Below are 25,254 nucleotides of genomic sequence, written 5' to 3'. Positions count from 1 at the left end.
GTCATATGGAAAAATCGTTAATTAAGCTGTTAATTTAATACAGCTACTGACTTTACATATTCCTCATACCATTTTTGCCATTCATCTTTTCTGGAATGGACTGCTTTCCCATCGAGGAGTTTCCCGATTACATCTAAACATACATGCCAGCCAGCAAGATCTCTTGGAGTATGATCGGTGAGTTTATTAATTTTTTCATTTAAGACTAGCTTGCAGCCTTCAGATTCTTTTGACAATTCGAAACGGACGATGTCCTCACCCCATGTGTATTCTAAAACAGCTTCTTCTGTTAATTCGAGAATTTCCATTTCTTCAAATGTGCCATCACCCATATCAAACTTAATATATCCGCCTTTGCGCAAGTCATCTACCTTTAACTCAGTAAACCAGGCTGCTAATTTTTCATTTTCAGTCAGCATCGCCCAAACTTGTTCTACTTCATGGTTGAGATGACGTTCATATATGGCACGATAACCGCCTTCAACACGTTCTAAAACAGCAAGCATTTATAAATACCCCCTACTATAATACAACAGCCCTACTTCATTCAATTAGTAGGGCTGACTTTTTTTATATTATACCATTACTTTACAAATATCATTTGTAAATTCAACTGGATCTTGAATTGGCAAGCCTTCGATAAGAAGTGCTTGATTATAAAGCAGATTTGTATATAAGCTCAGTTTTTCTTTATCTTGTTCAAAAGCTTCTTTCAATGACTTGAATACATCATGATTTACATTGATTTCTAATACTTTATCTGCCTTAACATTTTGATTGTCAGGCATCATATTTAATACTTTTTCCATTTCAATCGTTACTTCTCCATCAGCCGATAAGCAAACAGGATGAGACTTCAACCTTTTTGAGGCTCTTACATCTTTGATTTTTCCTGATAAAATGTCTTTCATTGCACTAAAGAGCTCTTTATTTTCCTCTTTCTGCTCCTCATTGTTTTTATCATTTTCATCCGCTTCAATGCCTAAATCACCGCTAGAGACCGATTTAAATTCCTTCTCTTTATAACTCATCAGCATTTTGATAGCAAATTCATCGATGTCCTCAGTAAAATATAAGATTTCAAAGCCTTTTTCAGCAACAATCTCTGTCTGAGGCAGCTTATCAATTCTTTCGACTGAATCGCCAGAAGCGTAGTAAATATATTTTTGATTCTCTGGCATTCTTGAGACATATTCATCAAGCGTAACCATTTTCTTTTCTTTTGATGAATAGAACATTAATAAATCCTGCAGCATCTCTTTATTGCTGCCGAAATCGCTGTATACGCCAAATTTTAATTGGCGGCCAAAGGATTTATAAAACTCATCATATTTTTCGCGATCATTTTTTAGAAGGCTTTGCAGCTCGCTTTTGATTTTCTTACTAATATTTTTTGCTATTAGCTTTAACTGGCGATCATGCTGCAAAATTTCCCTAGAAATGTTGAGAGACAAGTCTTCAGAATCGAACATTCCTTTAACAAAACTGAAATAATCAGGAAGTAAATCTGCGCATTTATTCATAATTAACACGCCATTTGAATAAAGCTCTAATCCTTTTTCAAATTCCTTAGAATAGTAGTCGAAAGGAATTTTCTCTGGAATAAATAGAATGGCATTATAGCGAATCGTTCCATCAACACTCACATGAATATGCTTTAATGGCTTATCAAATCCATAACGCTTTTCCATGTAAAATTTCTCGTAATCCTCATCTGTCAACTCGCTTTTATTTTTCCGCCAAATTGGCACCATGCTGTTGATTATTTGTTCTTCCATAAACTCTTCAAATTCATTCTCACTGCCTTCTTTCGGACGGCTGCTGCTCATATCCATCTTGATCGGGTAGCGAATGAAATCAGAGTATTTTTTGATGATCGATTTTAATGAATATTGTTCTAAATACTCATCATAATTATCATCCTCTGTGTTCTCTTTAATCTTTAAAATGATTTCTGTTCCTACAGAATCTTTTTTAACGGGTTCAATAGAATAGCCATCCGCTCCTTCAGATTCCCATTTGTAGGCTTGATCGCTTCCTTGAGCTTTACTGATGACAGTTACGATATCCGCAACCATGAATGCTGCATAAAAGCCAACACCAAATTGACCAATAATATCGTGACCATCCTTAATTTCATTCTCATTTTTAAAAGCTAAAGAGCCACTTTTCGCAATGACACCAAGATTGTTTTCGAGCTCCTCTTTCGTCATTCCAATCCCGCTATCAATAATTTTCAAAGTTCGAGTTTCTTTATCAGGAACTACCTTTATGTAGTAGCTATCCTTTTCAAAGGTTAACTGGTCGTCTGTTAATGCCTTATAATAAATTTTATCAATTGCATCACTTGCATTTGAAATCAATTCCCGTAAAAATACTTCTTTTTGGGAATAGATAGAGTTAATCATCATCTCTAATAGTCTTTTAGATTCAGCTTGAAATTGCTTTTTTTCCATGTACAGAGCTCCTTTCAGGTTTTTTAATTATAATTAGCACTCTATCAGTCAGAGTGCTAAAACCTATCATTTATTAAATAACATATCCTATTTTCCCAGTCAAGATTAAATTAATGCTAAGCAATTTTTATGAAAAAAAATAAATTGTGCTTGTCCAAAAGGAAATCATTTGGACAAGCACAATAAAAATACTATTTAGTATCTCGATAAAGTCCTTTCTTTAACAAGTTCATTTCTATTAAATACGTATTCATCGCTTCTTCAATAGAAAGATCCCGGGCAAATTTGTCGACGAAATTTCTGAATGTGACTGCTGCAATAATTTGCAGGATATGGAATAATTCACTTTCATCTGAAATATTTAATGTAGATTTATTAATTAATGAACTGAACTTCTCAAAGTTTTCATTTCTTTCATTCGGACTAAAGCTCCTTGAAAAATTGCTTTCGATTCGATGAGTCATATTCAGAAATGTGTTTTTTAAGAAATTGAAATTTTCTTCTTCAGAAATAATAATTCGAAAAAATTCAATCATTGTTTCGAAGAGATCTCCATTATTGCTGCTTAAAAGGTGGATAAAATTAAATTTATTTTCTTTCATTAATTCATTTAATAAAAAGAAAAAAGCGTCTTCCTTGTCTTCGAAATATTGATAAAAGCTGCCGCGAGGGATTCCAGCTTCCTTTATAATATTCGTAATCGAAGCATCGTATAAAGGGACCCTGGAAAATTCCTTTTTTGCTGCTTGGATTAATGTTTCCTTCTTATCTTTGGGTAAGTTAAAAAACGTAATTTTTGGCAATTTGCTCGCTTCCTATCCTACAAATTATTCAATTAAATTGGCCTTTTTCATAATCGGCAATAAAAAGTCCGCAGGGAGACGGAATCTTTCATTATTGATTGATAGTTCATTCATATCTTCCTCAAAATTCATAAGCTCCTTGATTTTATTCATTTCTTTATGAATGCCTTCCATTTTCTTATCCAATTGTGTAGCAGTCATTGCTGCTTCTAGCAGATCATCTTTTATCTTTTGCGGGACTTCTTTATTATATTTGTAGTAAATTTTATGCTCTAAGCTTGCCCAGAAATCCATGGCGATTGTACGGATTTGTATTTCTACATAAATATGATCCTCTCGATCGGACATAAAAATTGGTATTTGTAAGATTAGATGAAGACTTTGATATCCATTCGGTTTAGGATTTTTGATATAATCTTTACAATCTATAACCGTTATATCTTTTTGATTCTGTAGCATCTTACTAATTTCATAAATATCAGAAATGAAAGAACAAGTGATACGAATAGCCGCAATATCCCTAATATTTTCTCTAATTGACGGCAAGGAAAGCTCATATCCTTTCCTCTGAATCTTTTTTAAAATACTTTCCGGAGATTTAATCCTCGATTTCACATGTTCAATCGGATTATAGTCGTGAATATATTGGAATTCTTGTTTTAATATGTCAATTTTCGTATTCATTTCATCTAGTGCAAATTTATATGACATCATGAAACGTATGAGTTCTGTTTTTAATGACTTTAATTGCATTAAATTGCTTGGTGTCTTATCCTCCATATTTATCTCCTTTACATGTGTTCAACGACCAATGGCAGGTATTGGATTATTCATTGGTTTTTGAATGATTGCTGGTCTTTTACATAAAGAAGCATTTACACCTTTTGTTTTTAACTCATTAATGAGCTTCTTTAATTTTTCAATTTCCATTGTTGGCTTCACTCCAATATGACAACGTGTCATCTTATATTTTTATTTTATATGACACCATGTCGCATGTCAATCATTTTATGACACGTTGTCACTTGTGAGTATGTCTTACAATTCTATCTTCTCTTAGGCACATGTCGCCAACTCTTGTTATTATAAAATACCTTCCTCCATTTAATATGGGTACATGTGCCAACCTCTTGTTACCATCAACTCTTATTTCCCCTTACATAACATAGGCAAATGACACTTTCTTTTAACTGAATAAAAAACCTTACTACACAAATAAATGCATAGTAAGGTATCTTACTTATTCTTTCGCAAATTCAATTGTACTTCTAACCGTATTAATCGGGCGAACTAGGTTTTCAATTTGTTCTCGTTTATGTTCAAGGAATGGGGGCAGTGATAGTTTCTCTCCTAATGTTTCATAGGGTTCATCCCCCATAAATCCCGGACCATCTGTAGCAAATTCAAAAAGTATTTGTGGTGCTACTCTTGCATAAAGAGATGCGAAAAAGAAACGATCAACGTAGCCAGAAGTATGGAATCCAAAGCTATCCATTCGTTCAATCCATTCTTCCAAAACGGAGCGGTCTTCAACTCTAAATGCAGCGTGGTGCACTGTGCCGAAGCCTTGTCTTGCTTGAGGGAGAATGGTATTGTACTCTACAATAACCTGTGCACCATTTCCTCCTTCTCCAACCTCAAACAAATGAAACGATCCTTTTTGATCAATTTCTTTAAATAATAGCACTTTTTCCATCATTCCCTTAAAGAAATCAAAGTTAGCTACCCGAATAAAGATGGGACCTAATCCTGTAATTGCATACTCTAATGGAATCGGACCTTTTTGCCATGGGATTCCAGATTCTACCCCTACATTTTTCTCATCAGAGATTAGCTGATAGTGCTGGTCATCAAAATCTACAAACGAAAGGGTATTCTTGCCAAATTGTTCTTTTATTCCTGTATGCTTTACATCTAACCGATCAAAACGCTTTACCCAATAATCTAGTGCCGCATCACTTGGAACTCGGAAAGACGTTTTAGAAATTTCATTCGTTCCGTGTACTCCTTTTGGAATTCCGGGAAAATCGAAGAAGGTCATATCTGTACCAGCATTTCCCTTATCATCTGCAAAAAATAAATGATAAGTCTGAATATCATCCTGGTTGACAGTTTTCTTTACTAATCGCATTCCTAATACATAGGTGAAAAACTCATAATTTTTCTCTGCACTGCTTGTAATGGCTGTTACATGGTGTATTCCCTTTAATCCATTCATTTTTATTTCCTCCATTTATCAAAATACACTTAATTAATATATTTTTAATTCGAGATAAATATAACATGAAATATATTCAATGTAAAGTTCTCTTCCTATCCTTACCTTTCACTTGTAGCACTTAGCAAGATTTTCCTTTACAATCAATGTAGGTACTAAGAAAAAGTGTGGTGTTTGCAATGTTTAAATTGTTATTGATAGAAGATGATCGTACTTTATTTAATGAAGTGAAAGAACGATTAACTGGGTGGTCGTATGATGTATACGGTATTCAAGATTTTAGTAAGGTAATTCATGAATTTACAGCTGTGGATCCTGATTTAGTCATTATCGATATTCAATTGCCGAAATTCGATGGGTTTCATTGGTGCCGCATGATTCGAACACATTCCAACGTTCCGATTATTTTTCTTTCATCACGTGATCATCCAACTGATATGGTGATGTCCATGCAGCTTGGCGCTGATGATTTTATTCAGAAGCCTTTTCATTTTGATGTTCTTGTTGCGAAGGTACAGGCGATTCTCCGCCGTGTCTATAATTACAGTACAACGGTGAATAAATTAAAAACCTGGTATGATGCAAAGATTGATTTTGAGAAAAATACAGTTACAAATGACGCTGGAATAGTGGAATTGACAAAAAATGAAATCTTTATATTAAAATTGCTTATTGATAGAAAAAATCAAATCGTAAGCCGTGAAGAACTTATATCAAGCCTATGGGATGATGAACGTTTTATTAGCGATAATACATTAACTGTTAATGTCAATCGTTTACGGAAAAAATTGGATGAAATTGGATTAGGCTGCTATATTGAAACGAAAGTCGGACAAGGGTATATAGCAATTGAAGTGGACAATTACCATGATTAGAACCTATCTCAAAGAAAGGCGCAGCTGGATCCTTTTTTTTGTTTCTCTCCAAATGCTTGCGCTCATCATCGGTTATGTAGATTCTGCAGCTTCCTTCCGATCCGTCCAATATTATGTCTTTTTATCATTTATTATTTTTATCGTATTTGTTACTATTCGTTATCAAATAGAATCTCGCTTTTATAAAAGCTTAGATGAACGTGAAGATGATTTTGATGTTTCAAGCATACCAGAGCCGGAAAGCCCCTTTGAATGGATCATTGAAAATAGCATCACAAATCATGTAAAGCGATTAAAAAATGAATCAGAACAAAATCTGCTTTTGCTTGAGCAAGAAAAGGATGACCTGCTTTCATGGATTCATGAGGTAAAAACACCGCTAACAGCCATACATTTAATGATTGATCGGTTGGAAAATAAAATGCTGAAGTCTCAGATGACTTACGAATGGCTTCGGATTCATTTTTTACTTGATCAGCAGCTTCATCAAAAGCGGATCCCCTTTATTAAAAATGATTTATATATCGAACAAACAAATCTTGAAGAACTTTTAATCAGGGAGATTAAAACATTACAATCCTGGTGTATGCAAAAGGGCATTGGTTTTGAAATTGATTTAGATGCAGAATCTGTGCTTACAGATGCGAAATGGCTTAGTTTCATTATCCGCCAGCTGTTAACAAATGCGGTGAAATATAGTGATTCATCTGATATTATTATTAAAAGCTATCAGCAGGATGGGCAAACGAAGCTTGAAATAAAAGACTATGGCCGAGGCATCGATCAGAAGGACATTTCGCGTATTTTTGATAAAGGATTTACCTCAACTGCCAATCATCATGATACTTCCGCAACTGGTATGGGACTATATTTGTCCAAAAAAGCGGCAGAGTCACTGCATATACGTATCAATGTCCAATCGAAGCTTAGCACCGGAACAACCTTTACGCTTATTTTTCCGAAAAAGAATGAATTTGTAAACATAACAGGCATGTGACAAAATTGTCACATGCTCTTATTATTTGTTCGGACAATCGAAGGAATTGGTAAATGAAGAGATCTATAATTAAGATAGAATTTCACTATTAAAGGAGAAGAACATGAATATTCTTGAAGCGAGTAAAATCCATAAAAGCTATGGAAATAAATTTAATAAACAAGAGGTTTTAAAGGGAATCGATGTAAAAATCGACAAAGGAGAGTTTGTCAGTATTATGGGCGCATCAGGCTCAGGTAAAACCACCTTGCTAAATGTGCTTTCCTCCATTGATAAAGCAAGCTCAGGTTCAATCACGATTGAAGGAAAAGAAATGACAAGCATGAAGGAAAAACAGCTAGCTATCTTTCGGAAGCACTATTTAGGATTTATCTTTCAAGATTATAATTTGCTTGATACGCTAACAGTAAAAGAAAATATTTTATTACCGCTTTCCATTCGAAAAATATCAAAAAAAGATGCAGATAAAAAATTTAATGAGGTCGCAACAGATTTAGGCATTTTAGAGTTAAAGGATAAGTATCCAAACGAAATCTCCGGCGGACAAAAGCAGCGGACTTCAGCGGCAAGAGCCTTTATCCATGAACCAAGCATTATTTTCGCAGATGAGCCAACTGGCGCACTTGACTCTAAATCAGCATCTGATTTATTAAACAAACTAAGTGAATTGAATAAGAAGAGAGAAGCAACCATTATTATGGTTACTCATGACCCTGTTGCAGCAAGCTATTGCAATCGCGTTATTTTTATTAAGGATGGGCAAATTTATACACAATTAAATAAAGGAGAAGAAACTAGGCAAAGCTTCTTCAATGACATCATGAAAACACAGGCAATACTTGGCGGTGTGCAAAATGAGCATTAATCATCTGATCATCCGCAATCTGAAGAAAAATCTTAAGAACTATTATCTTTACGTCTTTGCCCTTATCTTTAGTGTTGCCTTATATTTCGCGTTTGTCACATTACAATATGATCCAGCCATGACAGAAACAAAAGGATCTATGAAGGGTGCTGCAGCCATCCGTGCGGCAACGGTCTTGCTCATCGCGATTGTCACAATCTTTCTTTTATATGCTAATACGATCTTTATTAAAAGGCGCAGCAAAGAAGTTGGATTATTTCAATTAATCGGGATGACGAAAGGGAAAATCTTTCGGATTCTTACTTTAGAGAACATGATTCTATATTCTGGATCATTAATACTTGGAATCCTTTTAGGGTTTTCAGTATCAAAATTAATCATTATGATATTATTAAAAATTACAGGCATTGAAGGCATTGCTTCCCTTCAATTTTCTATAAAGGCGCTTGTCCAGACAGTTGTCGTTTTCGTTGCGATCTATCTTCTCATCATGCTGATGAACTATTTATTTATAAAAAGGCAAACCATCCTTTCTTTATTCAGGGTCAACTCAAAAACTGAAGGAAAAGTGAAGAAACTGTCCATTTTTGAAATTTTCATTGGAATAGTAGGAATTGCTTTAATAGTTATGGGCTATTATATTTCCTCTAAGCTATTTGGCGGGGATTTTACAACGATGATTGAGCTGCTTCTTGCTATGCTCTTCATTCTTGGATCAGTCATTATTGGGACGTATTTATTTTATAAAGGGTCCGTCAGTTTTATTTTTAATCTCATTCGAAAAAAGAAAGACGGCTATTTAAATATTAATGAAGTATTGTCCCTATCAACCATTATGTTCAGAATGAGATCGAATGCCCTATTATTAACGATCATTACGACAGTGTCAGCCCTTGCCATCGGTTTACTATCATTAAGCTTTATATCCTATTACTCTGCTGAAAAAAATGCTGAGAACAATGTTCCATCTCATTTTGCCTTAACAAACAAGCAGGATGCAGAACAATTTAAATTAGCATTGAATGAAAATCAGATTAAATATACAGAGAAAGCGATTGAAGTCATTCAGATTGGAGCTAATATTAAGAATATAGCCGATTTTAACATGGAAGGGATGAATTTTAATCCAGATATCATGCAGATTCCCGTTGTTAGTGACAATGAAATTGATGAGCTGGATTTATCGTCAAATGAAACACTATTTACTGGCTATAATGATTTATTAGAAAAATTCATGACACTTAAAGATTCTGGTAACATCACTCTCCTAGGGAAGTCTGAAAAAATCCCCCAAAAATTTATAGGCTTGAATAAAGATTTTATTGTTCCCTATTATTTCACTGGTGGCGGCTTGCCTGTTGCAATTGTGGATGAATCCATATTTGAACGAATGAAAAATGATCTGAATCCAGAAATCCAACTGAAATCAAATTTGTATATTGGCATCAATCTGAACAACGACGAAAACCTTGAAAAGGCAAATAAGCTTTTCCAAAATATCAATTTTACTGACCGAGCTGATTCCCAATTAGAAATGAGCTTGAATCAAAAAATAAATATGGGACTCATCATGTTCATTGTAGGATTTTTAGGGTTAACTTTCCTGATTACATCCGGCTGTATTCTCTATTTCAAGCAAATGGATGAGAGTGAAGATGAGAAACCAAATTATACAATTTTAAGAAAGCTTGGATTTACACAAGGTGATCTATTGAAAGGAATTCAAGCAAAACAATTCTTTAATTTCGGCATTCCTCTTGTTATCGGGTTAATGCACAGTTATTTTGCAGTTCAATCTGGGTGGTTTTTATTTGGGTCCGAGGTATGGACTCCAATGATTATTGTCATGGTTCTTTATACAGCATTATATTCGATATTCGGCATCCTTTCTGTGTTATATTCCAAGAAAGTAATTAAAGATGCTTTATAATTAGACAAAAACGCTTGTTCCCTCTAGAAAAATAGGAGGAAAGCAAGCGCTTTTTCTTTTTTAGCTTATTTTTTCAATAAATCGTTTCATCCGTTTGACCGCTTCCTGCAGCTGCTCCATAGAAGTTGCATAAGAACATCGAATATGCCCTTCCCCACTTCCACCAAAGACATTTCCAGGTACTACAGCTACACTTTCTTCTAATAATAGCCGTTCTGCAAACTCCTCCGAGCTAAGACCAGTGGACTCAATTGAAGGAAATGCATAAAAGGCTCCACCCGGTGTATGGCAGGTTAAGCCCATATCATTAAATGACTGAACAATATAGTTGCGTCTGCGGCGATAGCTTTTCACCATTTCATCTACATCTGAACGTCCATTTTTCAATGCTTCAATAGCTGCAAATTGGGCCATTGTTGGTGCACACATAATCGCATATTGATGAATTTTCAGCATAGCTTGAGTAATCTCTTCTGGTGCACAGACAAATCCAAGACGCCAGCCTGTCATTGCAAATCCTTTTGAAAAACCTGATATTAATATTGTTCTTTCTCGCATTCCATTGATCAAAGCAAGACTTGTGTACTCCTCATCGTATACAAGCTCTGCATAGATTTCATCAGCTATGACAAGTAAGTCATATTTACCCGCAATCTCTGCAATTTCTTCAAGTTCCTTTTTATTCAGCATGGACCCAGTTGGATTATTAGGCGAACAGAGCATGATGGCTTTTGTCTTTTCTGTTATTGCCTTTTCTAATTGGGAGGGCAATATTTTGAAATCGTTCTCTTTTAAAGCCTGAACATGAACTGGGACACCACCTGCCATGTCAACCATCGGTGAATATGAGACAAAGCATGGTTCAATGATAATAACTTCATCGCCAGGATCTAGAATGGTCCGCATCGCAATATCAATCGCCTGACTGGCGCCGACTGTTACAATAATTTCTGAACTTGGAGAATACATTACATTAAATTGCCTTTGCATATAGCCTGCAATTTCTTTCCTTAGCTCTAGCAAACCAGCATTTGCCGAATAGGAAGTATAGCCTTGTTCAATAGAGAGAATGGCTGCCTCCCTTACTGTCCATGGGGTGACAAAATCAGGCTCACCTACGCCTAGTGAAACGACGCCTTTCATACCAGCAGCTAAATCAAAGAACCGGCGAATGCCTGAAGGTTTTAATTCTTGAGCTTTTCTTGATAAATAGTTTTTCTTCATTATGGGGACACCACAATTCGTTTGTCATCGTCATCTGATTCAAAAATGGTGCCATCATGCTTATATTTTTTCAAAATAAAATGAGTAGTTGTGGAGATGACAGAGTCAAGAGTTGAGAGTTTTTGTGAAACAAAATTCGCAACTTCATTCATGGATTTCCCTTCAATTTCGACGGATAAATCATAGGCACCTGACATTAAATAAACAGACTTTACTTCTTTATAACGGTAAATTCTTTCAGCTATTTCATCAAAGCCTACTCCACGCTTAGGTGTTACCTTTACATCTATCATAGCGGTTAAGCCTGAATGGTCTTCTACTTTCCCCCAATCTATCACTGACGTGTATTTAACAATTACCTTTTGTTCTTCCAGCTTCTTGATGATCTCTTTTGTTTCCATTAAGCTTAATTGGACCATTTTTGCAAGATCGTCCGTATGTATGCGCGCGTCTTTTTCCAAAATCTCAACAATTTCCAATTCTTTATCTGTCAGCTTCATTGTTGAACCTCCATATTCCTTAAAAATACGTCTTATTATATCAAATACGAACGGATTCGAATAGAATCCATTTCCATAAAATAACCGTCCTTTTTTTACAGTATCTTCATTTTTAGAAGAGATATGAATAGTTCTATTATTTATATGGAGGAGCTAAGCAACAGTAGCAATTAAGGATTATCCATTTTAATATCTGCAGCGATCATATCTTCCTAATAAAAAATAGCGCTAATCCCCATCGAATACAAAGGAGATAAGCGCTATAACAAACTGCATATAATTTTTAGTTTTCAAACAAACTCATATATTCTCCATAGCCCTCTTCCACCAGCTTATCTTTTGAAACAAATCGAAGAGCTGCAGAGTTAATGCAATAACGGGAATAAAATGGTCCTGGACCATCATCAAAAACATGACCTAAATGAGAGTCTGATGTTTTCGAACGAACTTCGATACGGCGCATGCCATGTGAAGTATCCAGCTTCTCTTCGATTTCCGAATTGCGCAGTGACTTTGTAAAGCTCGGCCACCCACAGCCAGCATCATACTTATCCTTAGAGCTGAATAACGGTTCTCCAGAGATAATATCTACATATATTCCCTCATCTGTATGATTCCAAAATTCATTTCTAAATGGCGGCTCTGTTGCATTATTTCTTGTCACTTCATATTGAATTTCAGTTAATTCTTTTCTCAGCTGTTCATCGCTTTTTGTTTTTTTCCAGTTTTTGCGAATAAAAGGTGCACGTCCAGAACCTTCTTTATACATGTTGTAGTGGAAAGCGTTCTTTTTATAATAATGCTGATGCTTTTCTTCTGCTCTGTAAAATGGAGACGCAGGCAGAATTTCCGTAACAATTGGCTTCAGGAAGCGCCCGCTTGCTGCAAGCTCTTCTTTTGAAGCTTCAGCTATTTGTTTTTGATTTTCATTATGGTAAAAAATGGCTGTTCGATATGATAGACCACGGTCATTAAACTGGCCGCCTGCGTCAGTTGGATCAATTTGCTGCCAAAAAAGCTCAAGCAGCTTTTTGTACTGGAATATATTTGGGTCAAAAGTAATCTGGACTGCCTCATAATGACCTGTTGTATCTGAACAAACTTCTTCATAGGTAGGATTTTCAGTATGCCCACCTGTATAGCCAGATATTACTTCTTTTATCCCTGGCTGCTCATCAAATGGCGCTACCATACACCAAAAACATCCTCCAGCAAATGTTGCTTTTTCATAATGATTTGACACTTTTATCCGACTCCTTACTCAACAAAGTATAATTACTACTCAAATATATATTCTAAGATTACCACTATATCTAAAAGAAAAACAAAGATGAAGCTATTTTATTCTTCATAAATCATTTTCCTTGTCATTCCTCCATCAACAACCAGATTCACACCGGTTACAAAATTATTATCTGATGCTGTTAAATAAAAGCATGCTCTTGCAATATCATCTGGTTTTCCAACTCGCATAGATGGATGCTGTTCATGGTCAACTTTTCTTAAGTCGTAATAATTGCCTGTTTCTATCCATCCTGGGGAGACGGCATTAACAGTTATTCTGTCATTGCTTAATGAAATTGCCAAGGCATGTGTTAAGGAAACGATTCCGCCTTTTGAGGCAGCATAAGCTTCTGAATTCGGTTCGGACATTAATGAACGAGTGGAAGCAAGATTGACGATGGCCCCGCCAGTTGTATTCTCTCTCATATACTTTGCTGCTTCTCTTGAACAAAGAAATACACTGCGGAGATTTGTGTGAAGAATATCATCCCATTCATCAGCAGTTATTTCATACAATGATTTCCATCTGGAAATGCCCGCATTGTTTATAAGGATATCAATTTGCCCAAACTCCTCTTTCGCTTTTTGCATTAATCGAATGATCTCAGCTTCTTTCCGAACATCGGTCTGAACAAAAATAGCCCTTCCTTTAAGGTTGTTTATTTCTTCCACAATTTTCTTACCGGCCTTCTCATCCATATCAGCAGCAACAATTTTAGCCCCTTTTTTAGCATAAGCAGAAGCCAGTCCCTTTCCAATCCCATTTGCTGCTCCTGTTATTACAATGACTTTTTCACTGAATTCCATTCCTGTAGCCCCTTTCCAATTATATTTATATAATTATTGCATTTTTAGTAAAAAAAGAAAAAGTACTCATTCTTTTTATGAGTACTTCTTAAATCTATTATTCAATTATTTTAATATCTGAAATAGAAACCAATTCTACATTACAAAGATGTTTGACATCTTTTATTTCTACAAATCCGGATTCATAAATATGAACAATAATATATATATCTTCATTATATTTAACCTTATTGCCTAAGGACACCAAACCATCCCCACCTTTAAAAAGGATGCCCAATAACCAGGGTTGCATGTATAACTTGTTAATCTATTCTTTTACCTTTTTTATCAGATGTCTTTACCTTATAAAAAATGTCAATATCCAAAGCAGAATTGCCTTGGATATTGACATTTAATTGATCAATGTTCGAACGGTAATGTAACATCCTCTCCAGCCGCGCTAACAGCAGGTGCAGATCCACCAACCTGTGCAAATAAAATCCCTGCTAATAATAAAACTGCTACTAATTTTTTCATTTTTCATCACCCTATCCTTTAATTTATAACCTTATTCTAAAAGATTTCATATTTTGTTGCATTCTCAATCCTAGGCTGTTTAAAGGGGTATGCTATAATAATAGTTGGAAATGATAGTTATTTCTAAAATATTATAAAATTTTTTATATAATGGTGAGAAAATGATCGTTTTAAATGCTAAAGCATTAGGTGAAGAAATTAAAAGATTGAGGAAGACAAATAATTTGTCGCAAGCTCAGCTTGCAGAAGGGATTTGCACGCAAGCAACCATTAGCGGAATTGAAGCTGGAAGAGGATATCCAAGCGTTGATATATTATACATTCTCTCGATTCGATTAAAGGTAAGCTTAGATTACTTTTATAAAATTCTATTGAATGATGCACAAGGCTATATCCAAGAGACTGAACGTATACTTGAAGATTTAATGAAAAGAAAGGACTACAAGGAAACGTTTGAAATTACCGCGAATGAATTAAAACAGTCTACCAGGAATTTAGGTTACAAATTCGATCAATTAATTAAATGGGTGTATACCATTTCTAGCTATTATTTAAAAAAGATCGATTGGCAAAAAGCAGTAACTATGCTTGAAGATTTATTAGACAGCAATCATCCTTTATTTGGACAAGACTTTATAGATTTCAAAATTCAAAACAGCCTGGCGATTATTTACGCAGAAAATAAGATGTTTCAAAAAAGTCTGCAGCAATATAATACCATACTATCCTATCATGATTTTCTTAAACAGCATTATCTTTTTCAAATAAAAATTCATTATAATTTGGCAAAGTTATACTTTTTACAGCAGGATTTCAAGCTTTCGCTCATCCATGCTGAATTAGGAATTCAGCTTTCCTTAGAAAATGAAGATATATCAATGGCTGGTCAGCTATATTACCAACAAGGCATATCCTTAGAAGAGTTAGGCGCTAATCCACAAAAAATTAGTGATGCATTTAAAACATCCCTATTTATTTTCCAATTATTAAAAAGACAAGAATACGTTCAAATGATTAACAAGAAAAAAGGAGAATTTGTAGAAACAGAACAAAAGGGATAATAAAAACATTGTCCCTTCCTTTTAGCTATAATAGCTAAATATGCTTATCCCCCTCTAATATATGCAATAAAAATTGCCAGCAGGAGTACTCCAATAATAACAATGGGACCAGCACCAGAACTATACACGATATAAATAGTTATACTGCGGAATACAATCACAGTTAGAAAAATGAAAAGGATGGCACATAAAATAATAATGATTCCCTTATTTTTATTCCTATACATAGCAACCAGCTCCTTCCAAAAGCAGACAGCTAGTTTCTTTCCGTATAATCAATACTCTAATAAAGGCATGTTATAAAACATTATGTAATTTATGTCTTGTATTATTCTTAAAAATGCTAAATACGCTAAATCAACTCATTAACAAAATTCATCCCGTAATAAAGAATATATGAGCAAATCGTCAAATTTACCATTTGTATATTCATATTTTCTAAGAAGTCCTTCTCTTATAAAACCGTTTTTCTCAGCAAGTTTTATCGATGCCATGTTTTCCGGTTCAATCAGTGCCTGTATTCTCATCAATTCCATTTCCTTATATCCGAATGCTAATATTGCCTGAAAAGCTTCAGAAACTATGCCTGTTCTCCAATATTCTTTTGCTAGCTCTGCCCCTACCTCAGCACGGGCATGCTGCTTTGTATAGTTAAGAAACCCACAGCTTCCAATTACCTTATCTGTACCTTTTAGAGTGATCCCCCACCGTATACCGGTATTTTGATGAAAAATCTCGTGATACCATGCAATTTCCCCTAACGCTTCCTTTAATGACTCAAAAGGGGCTAATCCATAGTGCTTCTTCACTTCATCATCTGAAAGATATTGATATATGTCATGAGCATCTTTATTAGTAACCTCCCTTAAAACTAGGCGATCTGTATAAAGGATTGGAAACTCTTTCTTATTCTGATATAACATGTCTAAAAACTCCTTTTTCATTTTAGGACAAGTGAAATCATCATCCTGCCTAATTATAAAACAATGATTTGTATAATTGGGAAAATGAGATGGAATCGCAAAAGAGAATAAAAAAATCCCGCCTCCCATCTTTGAATATGGGGTGGCAGGATTCTACATCTTAGTTTAAGTTTCCAGGTACGGACTTCATTACTTTTCCAGAGTTTGTATTTGTAACTGGTGCTGTTGCAGGACGTAGAATACGCATCATTTCACCCCCTTTTATGTAGTCACTTATATAAGGTAATTTCTTCTTTCAAACTATTTTTCCATATTAGATTTAAAACTTTCTTTATACTTCTTTTTTCGTATGGACAAGGTCTTTCACCCGTTCTCATCCGGTACAAAGGACAATGGTTTCCTTGGCATGCTGGACGATAGAAGCAAGATTGACAGACTGAATCTGTTTCTTCCCCAGATGTCGTCCATATAGCAATTTTGTCGAAATCAAGCGTTACACTTCCATCTTCATGAATTTGTCCGACCCTATTCATTTCTTCATTCAGAGCAATCGTACATTTATATAACTGCCCATTAGATCCAACAACTAAAGAATTGGGTTTCGCAGCATAACAAACCGACCCTGTTGGCATGAGAGAGCCTGAAATCATAGAGCTTATTTCCAATCCATTTGTAACTGCTTCATTTGTGAATTCCCAAATTTTTTTATTGGATGTAATCTGGCTGCATACAGGAAGCTCATCATCATTCGCCCCACCCCATCTTCCAACTGGTCGAAAGATAACGCCAAATCGCTTATCATCGGCAAAATGAACCTTTAGGAATTCGATTAATTTAGACGTTTCATGTAAATTACTTTCGTCGAAATTTACTCGTATCGTCATATCAAAATCACCTGATATATCTTTTAATCCCGTTAGATTTTCGATTATTTTGCTAAAGGTTTTCCCACCGCCTGCTAAATACCTTCTCCTATCGTGAACTTCTCCAATTCCATCAATAGTGACCATCAGTTGCCGAATTTCCCAAGACAGTAGTTTTTGAAACACTTCTTTTGTTAAAAAATAACCGTTTGTTACAAGATCAGATGAATATTGGATTTTATTTTCTTTTGCAATATTTATAAAAGAGGTTGACAACTCTTCAATCACATCTAACGCAAGCAATGGTTCTCCGCCAAACCAGCTTATATTTAAGTTAGATAACCTTGCTGCTTTTTCTTTCACCAATGCATGAAGCCCAAGTATAGTTTCTCTATTCATTTTTCCACGGGGAAATGTTTCATAGCAATAGGAACATCGAAAGTTACAAGCTTCCGTTGGCATCAGCACAAGATGCATGAAATCAGTCCTGTGCATTGATTGATGGAGAAATTGAGCTCTTCTTTTCTCGTCCACTTGTTCTGAAACTAAATACCCATTGTCATATAACTCTTGTTTTATCTCGCTTGCCAATTCATTCGTCCCATTTCTTTTTAGAGAACTTAGTACCTCAGCTTTCTCTTCTTCTGAAAAATAGCAAATAGCCCCGTTATAGCTATTGAATAGGACGATTCCATGATCATCTGTGTGCGTGATGGCATTAAACCTCGAAGGGATATATGTATTGTTGTCTAGCATTTTAAAAACCTCTTTTCGTTAAACAAACAAAAACTAAAAATTTGACGTATTGTCCATTATATAATTTCATTTGAACATTTTCTGTGATTCGCATCAATATATGCAAAAAAATCCTATTCTGCTGAATAGGATTTTATGCTGGATAGTGTATGGTCATGCTTAATCTAGTTATCATTTCACCTGAGTTTTGATAAGTATGGGGTCTGTCGGCTTTGAAACGAATTGAATCACCACTTTTAATTGCATATTCCATATTATTCACTTGAATCTTTAATTCTCCATCAAATACAGTAATAAATTCTTCCGTACCCTCCCCATGAGAATCTGAGCTTAGAAATCCTCCAGGCTCAATTTCTACAGAATAAACCTCAAAGCGCCTTTCATCCTGAAATGGGAAATAGGGATACACTCGATACCTTCCATTATCTTCAGTCAATACTTGAACATCCTTTTTTAACATAACTTTTGTATCCGGCTGCGATTGATTAATGAGGGAAGTAAAGGAAATCTTTAGCCCGTTCGCGATTTTCCAAATCGTTGTAATTGTGGGACTTGACTCCCCTCTTTCAATTTGGCCAATCATCGTTTTGCTTACTCCCGTTAACTCTGAAACCTTTTCTAAACTTAATTTTTTTCTTTCTCTATAAGCTTTCAAATTTTTAGCGAGGATTAATTGTATATCTTCCAAGCATATCACCCTTTCCTTGTGTACAATATAACGTCCGTAATGTACAATAAAAAGTAAGACGTTATATTGATTATTTAGAACATTATAACACACAAAAAAATGGAGGGTTTCAATATGCCAATAGTATCTTTCTTGCTATACGTTTTTATTGCCAGTTTTACTCCGGGTCCGAATAATATCATGGCGATGTTATTTGCCAACAAATATGGATTAAAGAAGACCATTCGTTTTTGTATAGGCGTAAGTGCAGGGTTCTTTGTCATTATGATAACTTCCAGCTATTTTAATCTCGTTCTTAAAAATATTATTCCTAAAATTGAGTTTTTCATGGTGATCATCGGCACAATCTATATGCTTTATCTTGCTTATAAAATACTTACCAGTAAAGCGAATGAATCGAACAATGAAGCAGACAAAAATAACCGGTTCATAACAGGAATGCTTCTACAATTTATTAATCCAAAAGGAATATTATATGGACTGACAGTCGTATCTACCTTTATTCTTCCCTATCACACGTCAAGTCTGAGTTTGCTCTCATTCTCATTATTTCTAGCATTTGTCGGATTTTTAAGTACATTTACTTGGAGTCTTTTTGGCTCATTATTTCAAAGATTTCTAGTAAAATATCGGAGCCGATTTAATATAGTTATGGCCTTGTTATTAGTGTATTGTGCGATTTCAATATTAATTGTTTAACATACTATCGGAACTGCCGGACACGGGGACAGTTTCCTTGTCCCTCTTTCTCAAGGCCACCTATTTACTTTGGGACAGGGGACCTGGCCCTATATTCCACTTTTGGGTCCTGCGACCCTTTCTATTAATTTTTATTTTTCAAGTATTTTGATTTTATATATAGTATGTTACAATCTTTAACAAGCTGTCGTAGTACACAGCTAAAATGATAGAAATAAATTATAGCAGTATATGCAAACAACTAGATAAGAGAAAGTGGGAATACCTATGCAGGAAGAAAAACTAGCTAGAGGTCTTAAAAACAGGCATGTACAGCTCATTGCAATAGGAGGAGCAATTGGTACTGGGTTATTTCTAGGTGCAGGGAAATCAATCCATTTGGCTGGACCATCGATTTTATTCGCATACATCATTACTGGGATCATCTGTTTTTTAATTATGCGTGCACTAGGCGAACTGCTGTTAAGCAATCTGCAATACCATTCCTTTGTCGACTTTGTAAAAGATTATTTAGGAGATATGGCTGCTTTTATTACTGGATGGACATATTGGTTTTGCTGGATATCAATTGCAATGGCAGATTTAACAGCTATTGGGCTTTATACTCAGTTTTGGTTTCCTGATGTTCCACAGTGGATGCCAGGTTTAATCGCCCTTGTTGTCTTGCTGTTTATGAATCTAGCAACTGTTAAACTTTTTGGTGAAATGGAATTCTGGTTCGCTCTAATAAAAATCATTGCCATATTAGCTTTAATTATTATTGGTCTAATCATGATTGTAAAAGGATTTTCGACTGACTCTGGTGCATCCAGCTTTGCAAATTTATGGAGCCACGACGGGATGTTTCCTAATGGGATAAACGGGTTTATCCTCTCGTTCCAAATGGTTGTATTTGCATTTGTCGGTATTGAACTTGTAGGATTGACTGCTGGAGAAACAGAGGATCCGGAAAAGGTAATTCCTAAAGCGATTAATAATATCCCTATCCGAATATTAATTTTTTATGTCGGTGCTTTAATAATTATTATGAGCATCTATCCATGGAATGCGATCAACCCGGCTGAAAGTCCATTCGTACAAGTATTCCTTGCAATTGGGATTGCTGCTGCTGCAGGCATCGTCAACTTTGTAGTTCTTACTTCAGCAGCTTCTGCATGTAACAGTGCAATTTTTAGTACGAGCCGTATGCTTTACTCGCTAGCAAAAGATAAGAACGCACCAATCCCGCTAACAAAACTTACCTTCCGTAAGGTGCCTTCTAATGCGTTATTCTTTTCAACTGTTGTCATTTTGATTGCTGTAATATTAAACTATGTCATGCCTGAAGGCGTTTTTACACTCATTACTAGTATTTCAACTGTATGTTTTCTATTTATTTGGGGCATAACAGTTATTTGTCATTTAAAATACCGCAAAACGAGACCGGACTTGGCACGAGTAAGCAAATTTAAACTTCCGCTTTATCCTTTCTCAAATTATTTGATCCTTGCCTTTCTCGCCTTTGTTCTTGTTGTACTTGCTCTTGCCGAGGATACACGAGTTGCTTTATTCGTCACACCAGTGTGGTTTATCCTTCTAATTGCAATTTATCTCATACGAAAAGCGAAGACTAGCACTGCAAGTATAATAAATAATTAAAAATTATTACAGAATAGCAAAAGGCAGATGCTCGTTAAAGCAATCTGCCTTTTCTATACTTCCTTTTTTAGCGACTATTACTTCCAACTAATTAACTGCCTAAACAAAATTTTTATTAAAAGAAATCATGTTTAGACAGTTAATTCTTCTCTATTTGGATTAAACCTCATTCCAAATCCTATTTAAATTTAGTGGAACATAAATTCTCTCTCCGCTTATCTCCTTATGAACAATAGGATTCCTAAAATAGTCTTCTATGGTGCGCTTCTCACTCTTATTATGTCTAGCAGTTTTCACAGCACCTAATAACGAATCTAAGTTTTGATTTGAAATTTTCATATCCTTTCACCTCATATATTTATAGATTTAGCCCTATCATCAATTAATAGCAAACGATAAAGGCTTACTCTGAATCAAAAGGCTCTTTTTATTTCTTAAACAGTCTGCTTTTATTTCTGCCTACGCAGATCTATTTGCTAAAACTACCACTTTTCCTTGATCTAACTCTCTTTCATACTGCTCAGCATCTGTTGTAGGTACACCAAGTGACTCTAATTTCGACCGTAGCTCATCTCCCCTTGTACGAAAGACATTTGCGATTGAATCAAAAATCCCTTGTTCTTCTACACCGATGTCATTAACATCCAAAGCATTTGTTAGATCATTCGAACGGCTGTTATCATGAGCCAGTATATATATTTCCTCTTTCGTAAATCCTTGATCGATGAATTGCTGAATTTGCTCTTTTGCTTGCACACCATTTTCTACAATGATCACATTTGCCATTTGTTTTCCTCCTAAACTGTATATTTTCTATTGGCTGATTGATAATAATCATCAGCATGTGGTTCTATTAGTTGTATAACCAGTTTAAGAGATTTCAAAACATTAATTTAACTATATTCATTAAATGGATACGAATATTCAGTTAATAGTTTATTTAGCTTTTCTATCAAGTATGTTTATCTTTTATTGAGAAGGGTACACATTTGCTATAACTATTTATAAGGAGTGAAATGATATGGGGTTTATTTGGGCATTAATTATTGGAGGAATTATCGGGTGGTTAGCAGGTCTGATTCTTGGGCGTGATATACCAGGAGGGATTATCGGAAACATTATCGCTGGCTTTATCGGCGCGTGGCTCGGATCACTCATCTTAGGAAGCTGGGGACCTGTTATTGGAGGCTTTTACTTTATCCCAGCACTTATTGGTGCCATTGCTCTAGTATTCATTGTAAGCATCATTTTAAGAAGTGTGAGACGCTCCGCATAAAATAGCTAAAAAAGATGTCCTAGTAACATACTAAATGGTTCTCTATTCGTAGGGAAAACTTGAATTAACATTAAAATAAAATACCAAATCACACTAAAAGAGCAGGTCATTCCTGCTCTTTTAGTTATTCACTAGAGTATTTTTTAATGTTTGTGCGTCTTCATTGACTAATGTTCCTAGAGCATTCTTTTCTCTGTCAATAATCGTTGCTGTTGTGCCGCCTTTATTAAACCATATAAAATATTCAAATAATCTTTCTGGCATATTTTTATCATATGTGAAGAATAAAGTGGATTTTACATCTTCTTTTCTAGCCATTTCAGCCTTTATATTTTCTTCCCATTCAATTTTTGCAAATAATTCTCTTAAAGTTATAATCTTTTCTTCCTCTGCAATTATTATTTCATCAGCATTTTTTTTAACTTTTAATATTTCTACATCAACTCGAGTTAACTGGTTCCAATCAAACTCTTTAGTAAAATTATTTGAACAACCAATAAGATTTAATAGAAAGATAGTAAATATAAAAAATATGATAAAATTTTTTTTCATTCTTGCACCCCATTTTTACTCTTTTTATATTATTCATCATTTACTGCTTAAACCCTTTTAACACAAGCTGAAAGTGTCATTTCTTTTGCATTTCTTATTGTAAATGCCTAGTCTCAAAGCAGAGATAACAAATGGAGCCTCCCAAAAAGATTAATAATACCTTTTGGGAGGCTCCATTTGTGCTATTAAAAATAGCTTACAAGACATTTGCACATTGTTCTTATTAAGAACTATTGTTCAGCTCTATTTGAAGCTCTTTTCTTAATTTTTCAATTGCCTTTTTTTGAAGTCTTGAAACATGCATTTGTGAAATACCCAATTGCTTTCCTGTTTCTTTTTGGCTTTTATTCTCTATAAACGTACAATGGATAATTTGCTTTTCTCTTTCAGTTAATACATGTAGTGCACTTTCAAGCAATAGCTTTCGATCCACATTTTCAAAGCCTATATCTGACGATCCTACTACATCCAAGGTTGTTAATATGCTGCCCTCTCTCCCAGTTTCAATCGGCTGATCGACTGATGCAGCTTGATAGCTTTTGCCCATTTCCATTGCTTCAAGTACTTCCTCTTCAGAAATACCAAGATAATAGGCGATTTCATGTATCTTTGGTGATCGTTGGTTTAGATTAGTAAGTTCGTCTACTATTGAATTTATTTTCGGCCAAATTTCTTTTATACGCCTCGGAACATGGACACTCCATGTCTTATCCCTTAAATATCGCTTAATTTCTCCAATAACAGTAGGAAATAGATACGATTCAAAGGAGCTTCCCTTTTCTACGTCATATCTTCTAATCGCAGATAATAGCCCCAACATCCCTACTTGTACGATATCTTCATGGAAATTTCTCCCTCTTGAGTACTTTCTTGCTAGGCTTGCTACTAGTGCATTATAATGTTCTACTAATATCGTTTGGGCTAATGAGTTTCCGTTTTGAAACTCTAAAATTAGGCTCTCAATCTCTTCTTTAGACCGTCTTACCGATTGGGTTGATTGTGCCATAATTTTCACGCTCCCCATTTAGATACTTCATCATGTAGACCGTTACCCCTGAATGATTCATTACACGCACTTCATCCATGAGAGTTTCGATTAAATACAATCCTAACCCTCCCTCTGCAAGCTGATCCACAGTACTTGATTCTGTATATGGGCCTAGCTCTGCTTTAATCCGGTTAAAATTGAAGCTCCTTCCACAATCGGCGACCATCATTTCTAGCTTGTCCTTATAAATCCCAAATCCTATAACCACTTCTCCACCTTCATTTTTATCATACGCATGCTGTACACTATTCGTACATGCTTCACTAACAGCAATCTTAAGATCCTCAACATCTTCATATGTAAATCCCATGCTGCTGGCGATTCCCGACAATGTTAGTCTTACGATCCCAATATTATCAGGCTTAGCCGGTAACTTCATTTCAATATATTCCATCACTTCCATCATCGCCCTCCATCTACAGAATTTACACGAATATTCATTATGTTTAATAATCCCGTCATTTCGAAGAGTTTAAAAAGTCTGTTAGATAGCTCAATTAGCTTCAACTCTCCATTACTGCTATTTAATCGCTTGAATAATCCGACAAATACACCCAGACCAGTACTATCTAAATAGGTAACTTCCATTAGGTTAATAGTTATGGTCGTGTTTTCCTTTTCTGACAAATGCCACAGTTCCTCTCTAAGCTTTGGAGCTGTATAGGCATCAATTTCTCCTTCTACAAACACCAATATTTCATTCCCTTTATATTGTTTATTGATGTTTATCTTCATATCATCACACCTTTTAAATATTTGTTTTTTTATACCCTCGCCTATTAAAATTGAAACTCTTTTCTATTTAAAAATTACATACTATAAAAAATGAATATGCAGATGATAAAACGAGAGATATCTAGTTAGAAAGACTTGCACGTTTTATTGTGCAAGTCTTTTATTCTTCCACTCAAATGTGCATATGCACATCCTATTTCCGTTGGGACACTTCCCCTTTATTTTCTAGCTTTTCTATTACATTGTCCTCCGAAGTGATATTTCCATATCGAATGCCGCTTTGTTTTTGCATATCCTTATCAGTAACATGTCCGTATGCCTGGCTGTCCTGTACTAGAGGCTCATCTTCTCGATTTTTTGTACCTGAAATATTTTTTGACATCAACATATCAACTTGATTAAGGTCATTCATATTCATTTACTTTTCCTCCCAGGGTTTTGAGTCAGTAAGGTTACCTAATTAATAACCTTGCTAGTGTTTTACCACTAGAAGATACAAACAAAACTATCATTCTGGGAAATTAAACTGTTTGAAATATT

Annotated in this window: 28 protein-coding genes; 8 read left to right on the top strand and 20 right to left on the bottom strand. The window is 35.0% G+C overall.

Going from position 1 to position 25,254, the window contains the following annotated elements:
* Nucleotides 1–29: 29 nt before the first annotated feature.
* The 6 genes from C1726_RS22665 to C1726_RS22645 all read right to left on the bottom strand — a co-directional run bounded on the left by C1726_RS22665 (nt 30) and on the right by C1726_RS22645 (nt 5,477).
* Nucleotides 30–506, bottom strand: a complete 477-nt coding sequence (locus C1726_RS22665) for an SRPBCC family protein (protein ID WP_102275228.1) — start codon at nt 504–506, stop codon at nt 30–32.
* Nucleotides 507–575: 69 nt separating this feature from the next.
* Complete coding sequence (htpG, locus tag C1726_RS22660; RefSeq protein ID WP_102275227.1) at nt 576–2,456, bottom strand: molecular chaperone HtpG; 1,881 nt, start codon at nt 2,454–2,456, stop codon at nt 576–578.
* 191 nt (nt 2,457–2,647) lie between these two features.
* Nucleotides 2,648–3,259 carry a TetR/AcrR family transcriptional regulator gene (locus C1726_RS22655; RefSeq protein WP_102275226.1) on the bottom strand — a complete coding sequence of 204 codons (612 nt, stop codon included), beginning with the start codon at nt 3,257–3,259 and terminating at the stop codon, nt 2,648–2,650.
* Between the two features lie 24 nt (nt 3,260–3,283).
* On the bottom strand, nt 3,284–4,039 hold the full coding sequence (locus tag C1726_RS22650; protein WP_102275225.1) for a GTP pyrophosphokinase: 756 nt from the start codon (nt 4,037–4,039) through the stop codon (nt 3,284–3,286).
* A 21-nt stretch (nt 4,040–4,060) separates the two neighbouring features.
* Nucleotides 4,061–4,189, bottom strand: a complete 129-nt coding sequence (locus tag C1726_RS26830; protein ID WP_268877044.1) for a hypothetical protein — start codon at nt 4,187–4,189, stop codon at nt 4,061–4,063.
* A 310-nt stretch (nt 4,190–4,499) separates the two neighbouring features.
* Complete coding sequence (locus C1726_RS22645; RefSeq protein WP_102275224.1) at nt 4,500–5,477, bottom strand: ring-cleaving dioxygenase; 978 nt, start codon at nt 5,475–5,477, stop codon at nt 4,500–4,502.
* A gap of 179 nt (nt 5,478–5,656) precedes the next feature.
* Here C1726_RS22645 and C1726_RS22640 point away from each other — a divergent pair, with 179 nt between their 5' ends.
* The 4 genes from C1726_RS22640 to C1726_RS22625 all read left to right on the top strand — a co-directional run bounded on the left by C1726_RS22640 (nt 5,657) and on the right by C1726_RS22625 (nt 10,144).
* Nucleotides 5,657–6,352 (top strand): response regulator transcription factor, encoded by a 696-nt coding sequence (locus tag C1726_RS22640; protein ID WP_102275223.1) that lies wholly within the window; start codon nt 5,657–5,659, stop codon nt 6,350–6,352.
* On the top strand, nt 6,345–7,349 hold the full coding sequence (locus C1726_RS22635) for a sensor histidine kinase (RefSeq protein ID WP_102275222.1): 1,005 nt from the start codon (nt 6,345–6,347) through the stop codon (nt 7,347–7,349). The genes C1726_RS22640 and C1726_RS22635 overlap by 8 nt, the downstream gene beginning before the upstream one ends.
* Before the next feature lie 103 nt (nt 7,350–7,452).
* Nucleotides 7,453–8,214: an ABC transporter ATP-binding protein gene (locus C1726_RS22630; protein WP_102275221.1), complete on the top strand. Its 762-nt coding sequence runs from the start codon at nt 7,453–7,455 to the stop codon at nt 8,212–8,214.
* Entirely contained in the window at nt 8,204–10,144 is a 1,941-nt protein-coding gene (locus C1726_RS22625; RefSeq protein ID WP_102275220.1) for an FtsX-like permease family protein, read from the top strand. The genes C1726_RS22630 and C1726_RS22625 overlap by 11 nt, the downstream gene beginning before the upstream one ends.
* A gap of 60 nt (nt 10,145–10,204) precedes the next feature.
* Here C1726_RS22625 and C1726_RS22620 read toward each other — a convergent pair whose 3' ends face one another.
* The 4 genes from C1726_RS22620 to C1726_RS22605 all read right to left on the bottom strand — a co-directional run bounded on the left by C1726_RS22620 (nt 10,205) and on the right by C1726_RS22605 (nt 13,959).
* A complete protein-coding gene (locus C1726_RS22620) occupies nt 10,205–11,368 on the bottom strand; it encodes an aminotransferase (RefSeq protein WP_102275219.1) in 1,164 nt (387 codons plus the stop codon).
* The gene (locus C1726_RS22615) at nt 11,368–11,868 is read right to left on the bottom strand and encodes an Lrp/AsnC family transcriptional regulator (protein WP_102275218.1); all 501 of its coding nucleotides are present in this window, start codon (nt 11,866–11,868) and stop codon (nt 11,368–11,370) included. The genes C1726_RS22620 and C1726_RS22615 overlap by 1 nt, the downstream gene beginning before the upstream one ends.
* A gap of 283 nt (nt 11,869–12,151) precedes the next feature.
* Nucleotides 12,152–13,111 (bottom strand): peptide-methionine (S)-S-oxide reductase MsrA, encoded by a 960-nt coding sequence (gene msrA, locus C1726_RS22610; RefSeq protein ID WP_102275217.1) that lies wholly within the window; start codon nt 13,109–13,111, stop codon nt 12,152–12,154.
* Between the two features lie 98 nt (nt 13,112–13,209).
* Entirely contained in the window at nt 13,210–13,959 is a 750-nt protein-coding gene (locus tag C1726_RS22605; RefSeq protein ID WP_102275216.1) for a glucose 1-dehydrogenase, read from the bottom strand.
* Nucleotides 13,960–14,636: 677 nt separating this feature from the next.
* Here C1726_RS22605 and C1726_RS22600 point away from each other — a divergent pair.
* Nucleotides 14,637–15,536 (top strand): helix-turn-helix domain-containing protein, encoded by a 900-nt coding sequence (locus tag C1726_RS22600; RefSeq protein WP_102275215.1) that lies wholly within the window; start codon nt 14,637–14,639, stop codon nt 15,534–15,536.
* Between the two features lie 44 nt (nt 15,537–15,580).
* Here the strand turns inward: C1726_RS22600 and C1726_RS22595 are convergent, their stop codons facing one another.
* The 4 genes from C1726_RS22595 to C1726_RS22580 all read right to left on the bottom strand — a co-directional run bounded on the left by C1726_RS22595 (nt 15,581) and on the right by C1726_RS22580 (nt 18,766).
* A complete protein-coding gene (locus tag C1726_RS22595) occupies nt 15,581–15,763 on the bottom strand; it encodes a hypothetical protein (protein WP_102275214.1) in 183 nt (60 codons plus the stop codon).
* A gap of 138 nt (nt 15,764–15,901) precedes the next feature.
* Nucleotides 15,902–16,459 carry a GNAT family N-acetyltransferase gene (locus tag C1726_RS22590; protein ID WP_102275213.1) on the bottom strand — a complete coding sequence of 186 codons (558 nt, stop codon included), beginning with the start codon at nt 16,457–16,459 and terminating at the stop codon, nt 15,902–15,904.
* Between the two features lie 269 nt (nt 16,460–16,728).
* On the bottom strand, nt 16,729–18,078 hold the full coding sequence (locus tag C1726_RS22585) for a radical SAM/SPASM domain-containing protein (RefSeq protein WP_102275212.1): 1,350 nt from the start codon (nt 18,076–18,078) through the stop codon (nt 16,729–16,731).
* Nucleotides 18,079–18,211: 133 nt separating this feature from the next.
* Nucleotides 18,212–18,766 carry a helix-turn-helix domain-containing protein gene (locus C1726_RS22580; protein ID WP_102275211.1) on the bottom strand — a complete coding sequence of 185 codons (555 nt, stop codon included), beginning with the start codon at nt 18,764–18,766 and terminating at the stop codon, nt 18,212–18,214.
* Nucleotides 18,767–18,880: 114 nt separating this feature from the next.
* Between C1726_RS22580 and C1726_RS22575 the strand changes: the two genes are divergently transcribed.
* The gene (locus C1726_RS22575) at nt 18,881–19,465 is read left to right on the top strand and encodes a LysE family transporter (protein ID WP_102275210.1); all 585 of its coding nucleotides are present in this window, start codon (nt 18,881–18,883) and stop codon (nt 19,463–19,465) included.
* Between the two features lie 267 nt (nt 19,466–19,732).
* Nucleotides 19,733–21,103 carry an amino acid permease gene (locus C1726_RS22570; protein WP_102275209.1) on the top strand — a complete coding sequence of 457 codons (1,371 nt, stop codon included), beginning with the start codon at nt 19,733–19,735 and terminating at the stop codon, nt 21,101–21,103.
* A 459-nt stretch (nt 21,104–21,562) separates the two neighbouring features.
* Here C1726_RS22570 and C1726_RS22560 read toward each other — a convergent pair whose 3' ends face one another.
* Entirely contained in the window at nt 21,563–21,889 is a 327-nt protein-coding gene (locus C1726_RS22560) for a general stress protein (protein ID WP_102275207.1), read from the bottom strand.
* Nucleotides 21,890–22,124: 235 nt separating this feature from the next.
* Here C1726_RS22560 and C1726_RS22555 point away from each other — a divergent pair, with 235 nt between their 5' ends.
* The gene (locus C1726_RS22555; protein ID WP_102275206.1) at nt 22,125–22,379 is read left to right on the top strand and encodes a GlsB/YeaQ/YmgE family stress response membrane protein; all 255 of its coding nucleotides are present in this window, start codon (nt 22,125–22,127) and stop codon (nt 22,377–22,379) included.
* 120 nt (nt 22,380–22,499) lie between these two features.
* Here C1726_RS22555 and C1726_RS22550 read toward each other — a convergent pair whose 3' ends face one another.
* The 5 genes from C1726_RS22550 to C1726_RS22530 all read right to left on the bottom strand — a co-directional run bounded on the left by C1726_RS22550 (nt 22,500) and on the right by C1726_RS22530 (nt 25,132).
* Nucleotides 22,500–22,931 carry a hypothetical protein gene (locus C1726_RS22550; protein ID WP_102275205.1) on the bottom strand — a complete coding sequence of 144 codons (432 nt, stop codon included), beginning with the start codon at nt 22,929–22,931 and terminating at the stop codon, nt 22,500–22,502.
* Between the two features lie 223 nt (nt 22,932–23,154).
* Nucleotides 23,155–23,937, bottom strand: a complete 783-nt coding sequence (gene sigB, locus C1726_RS22545; RefSeq protein WP_102275204.1) for an RNA polymerase sigma factor SigB — start codon at nt 23,935–23,937, stop codon at nt 23,155–23,157.
* On the bottom strand, nt 23,903–24,385 hold the full coding sequence (rsbW, locus tag C1726_RS22540) for an anti-sigma B factor RsbW (RefSeq protein ID WP_102275203.1): 483 nt from the start codon (nt 24,383–24,385) through the stop codon (nt 23,903–23,905). The genes sigB and rsbW overlap by 35 nt, the downstream gene beginning before the upstream one ends.
* Complete coding sequence (locus C1726_RS22535) at nt 24,382–24,714, bottom strand: STAS domain-containing protein (protein WP_102275202.1); 333 nt, start codon at nt 24,712–24,714, stop codon at nt 24,382–24,384. The genes rsbW and C1726_RS22535 overlap by 4 nt, the downstream gene beginning before the upstream one ends.
* A 193-nt stretch (nt 24,715–24,907) precedes the next feature.
* Nucleotides 24,908–25,132 carry a hypothetical protein gene (locus tag C1726_RS22530; protein ID WP_102275201.1) on the bottom strand — a complete coding sequence of 75 codons (225 nt, stop codon included), beginning with the start codon at nt 25,130–25,132 and terminating at the stop codon, nt 24,908–24,910.
* Nucleotides 25,133–25,254 lie beyond the last annotated feature (122 nt).

This window comes from Cytobacillus massiliigabonensis (genome assembly GCF_900199725.1).
Lineage (GTDB): Bacteria > Bacillota > Bacilli > Bacillales > Cytobacillaceae > Cytobacillus > Cytobacillus massiliigabonensis.
The sequence above is the reverse complement of the archived record's forward strand: the minus strand, read 5'-3'. Positions and strand labels throughout refer to the sequence as shown.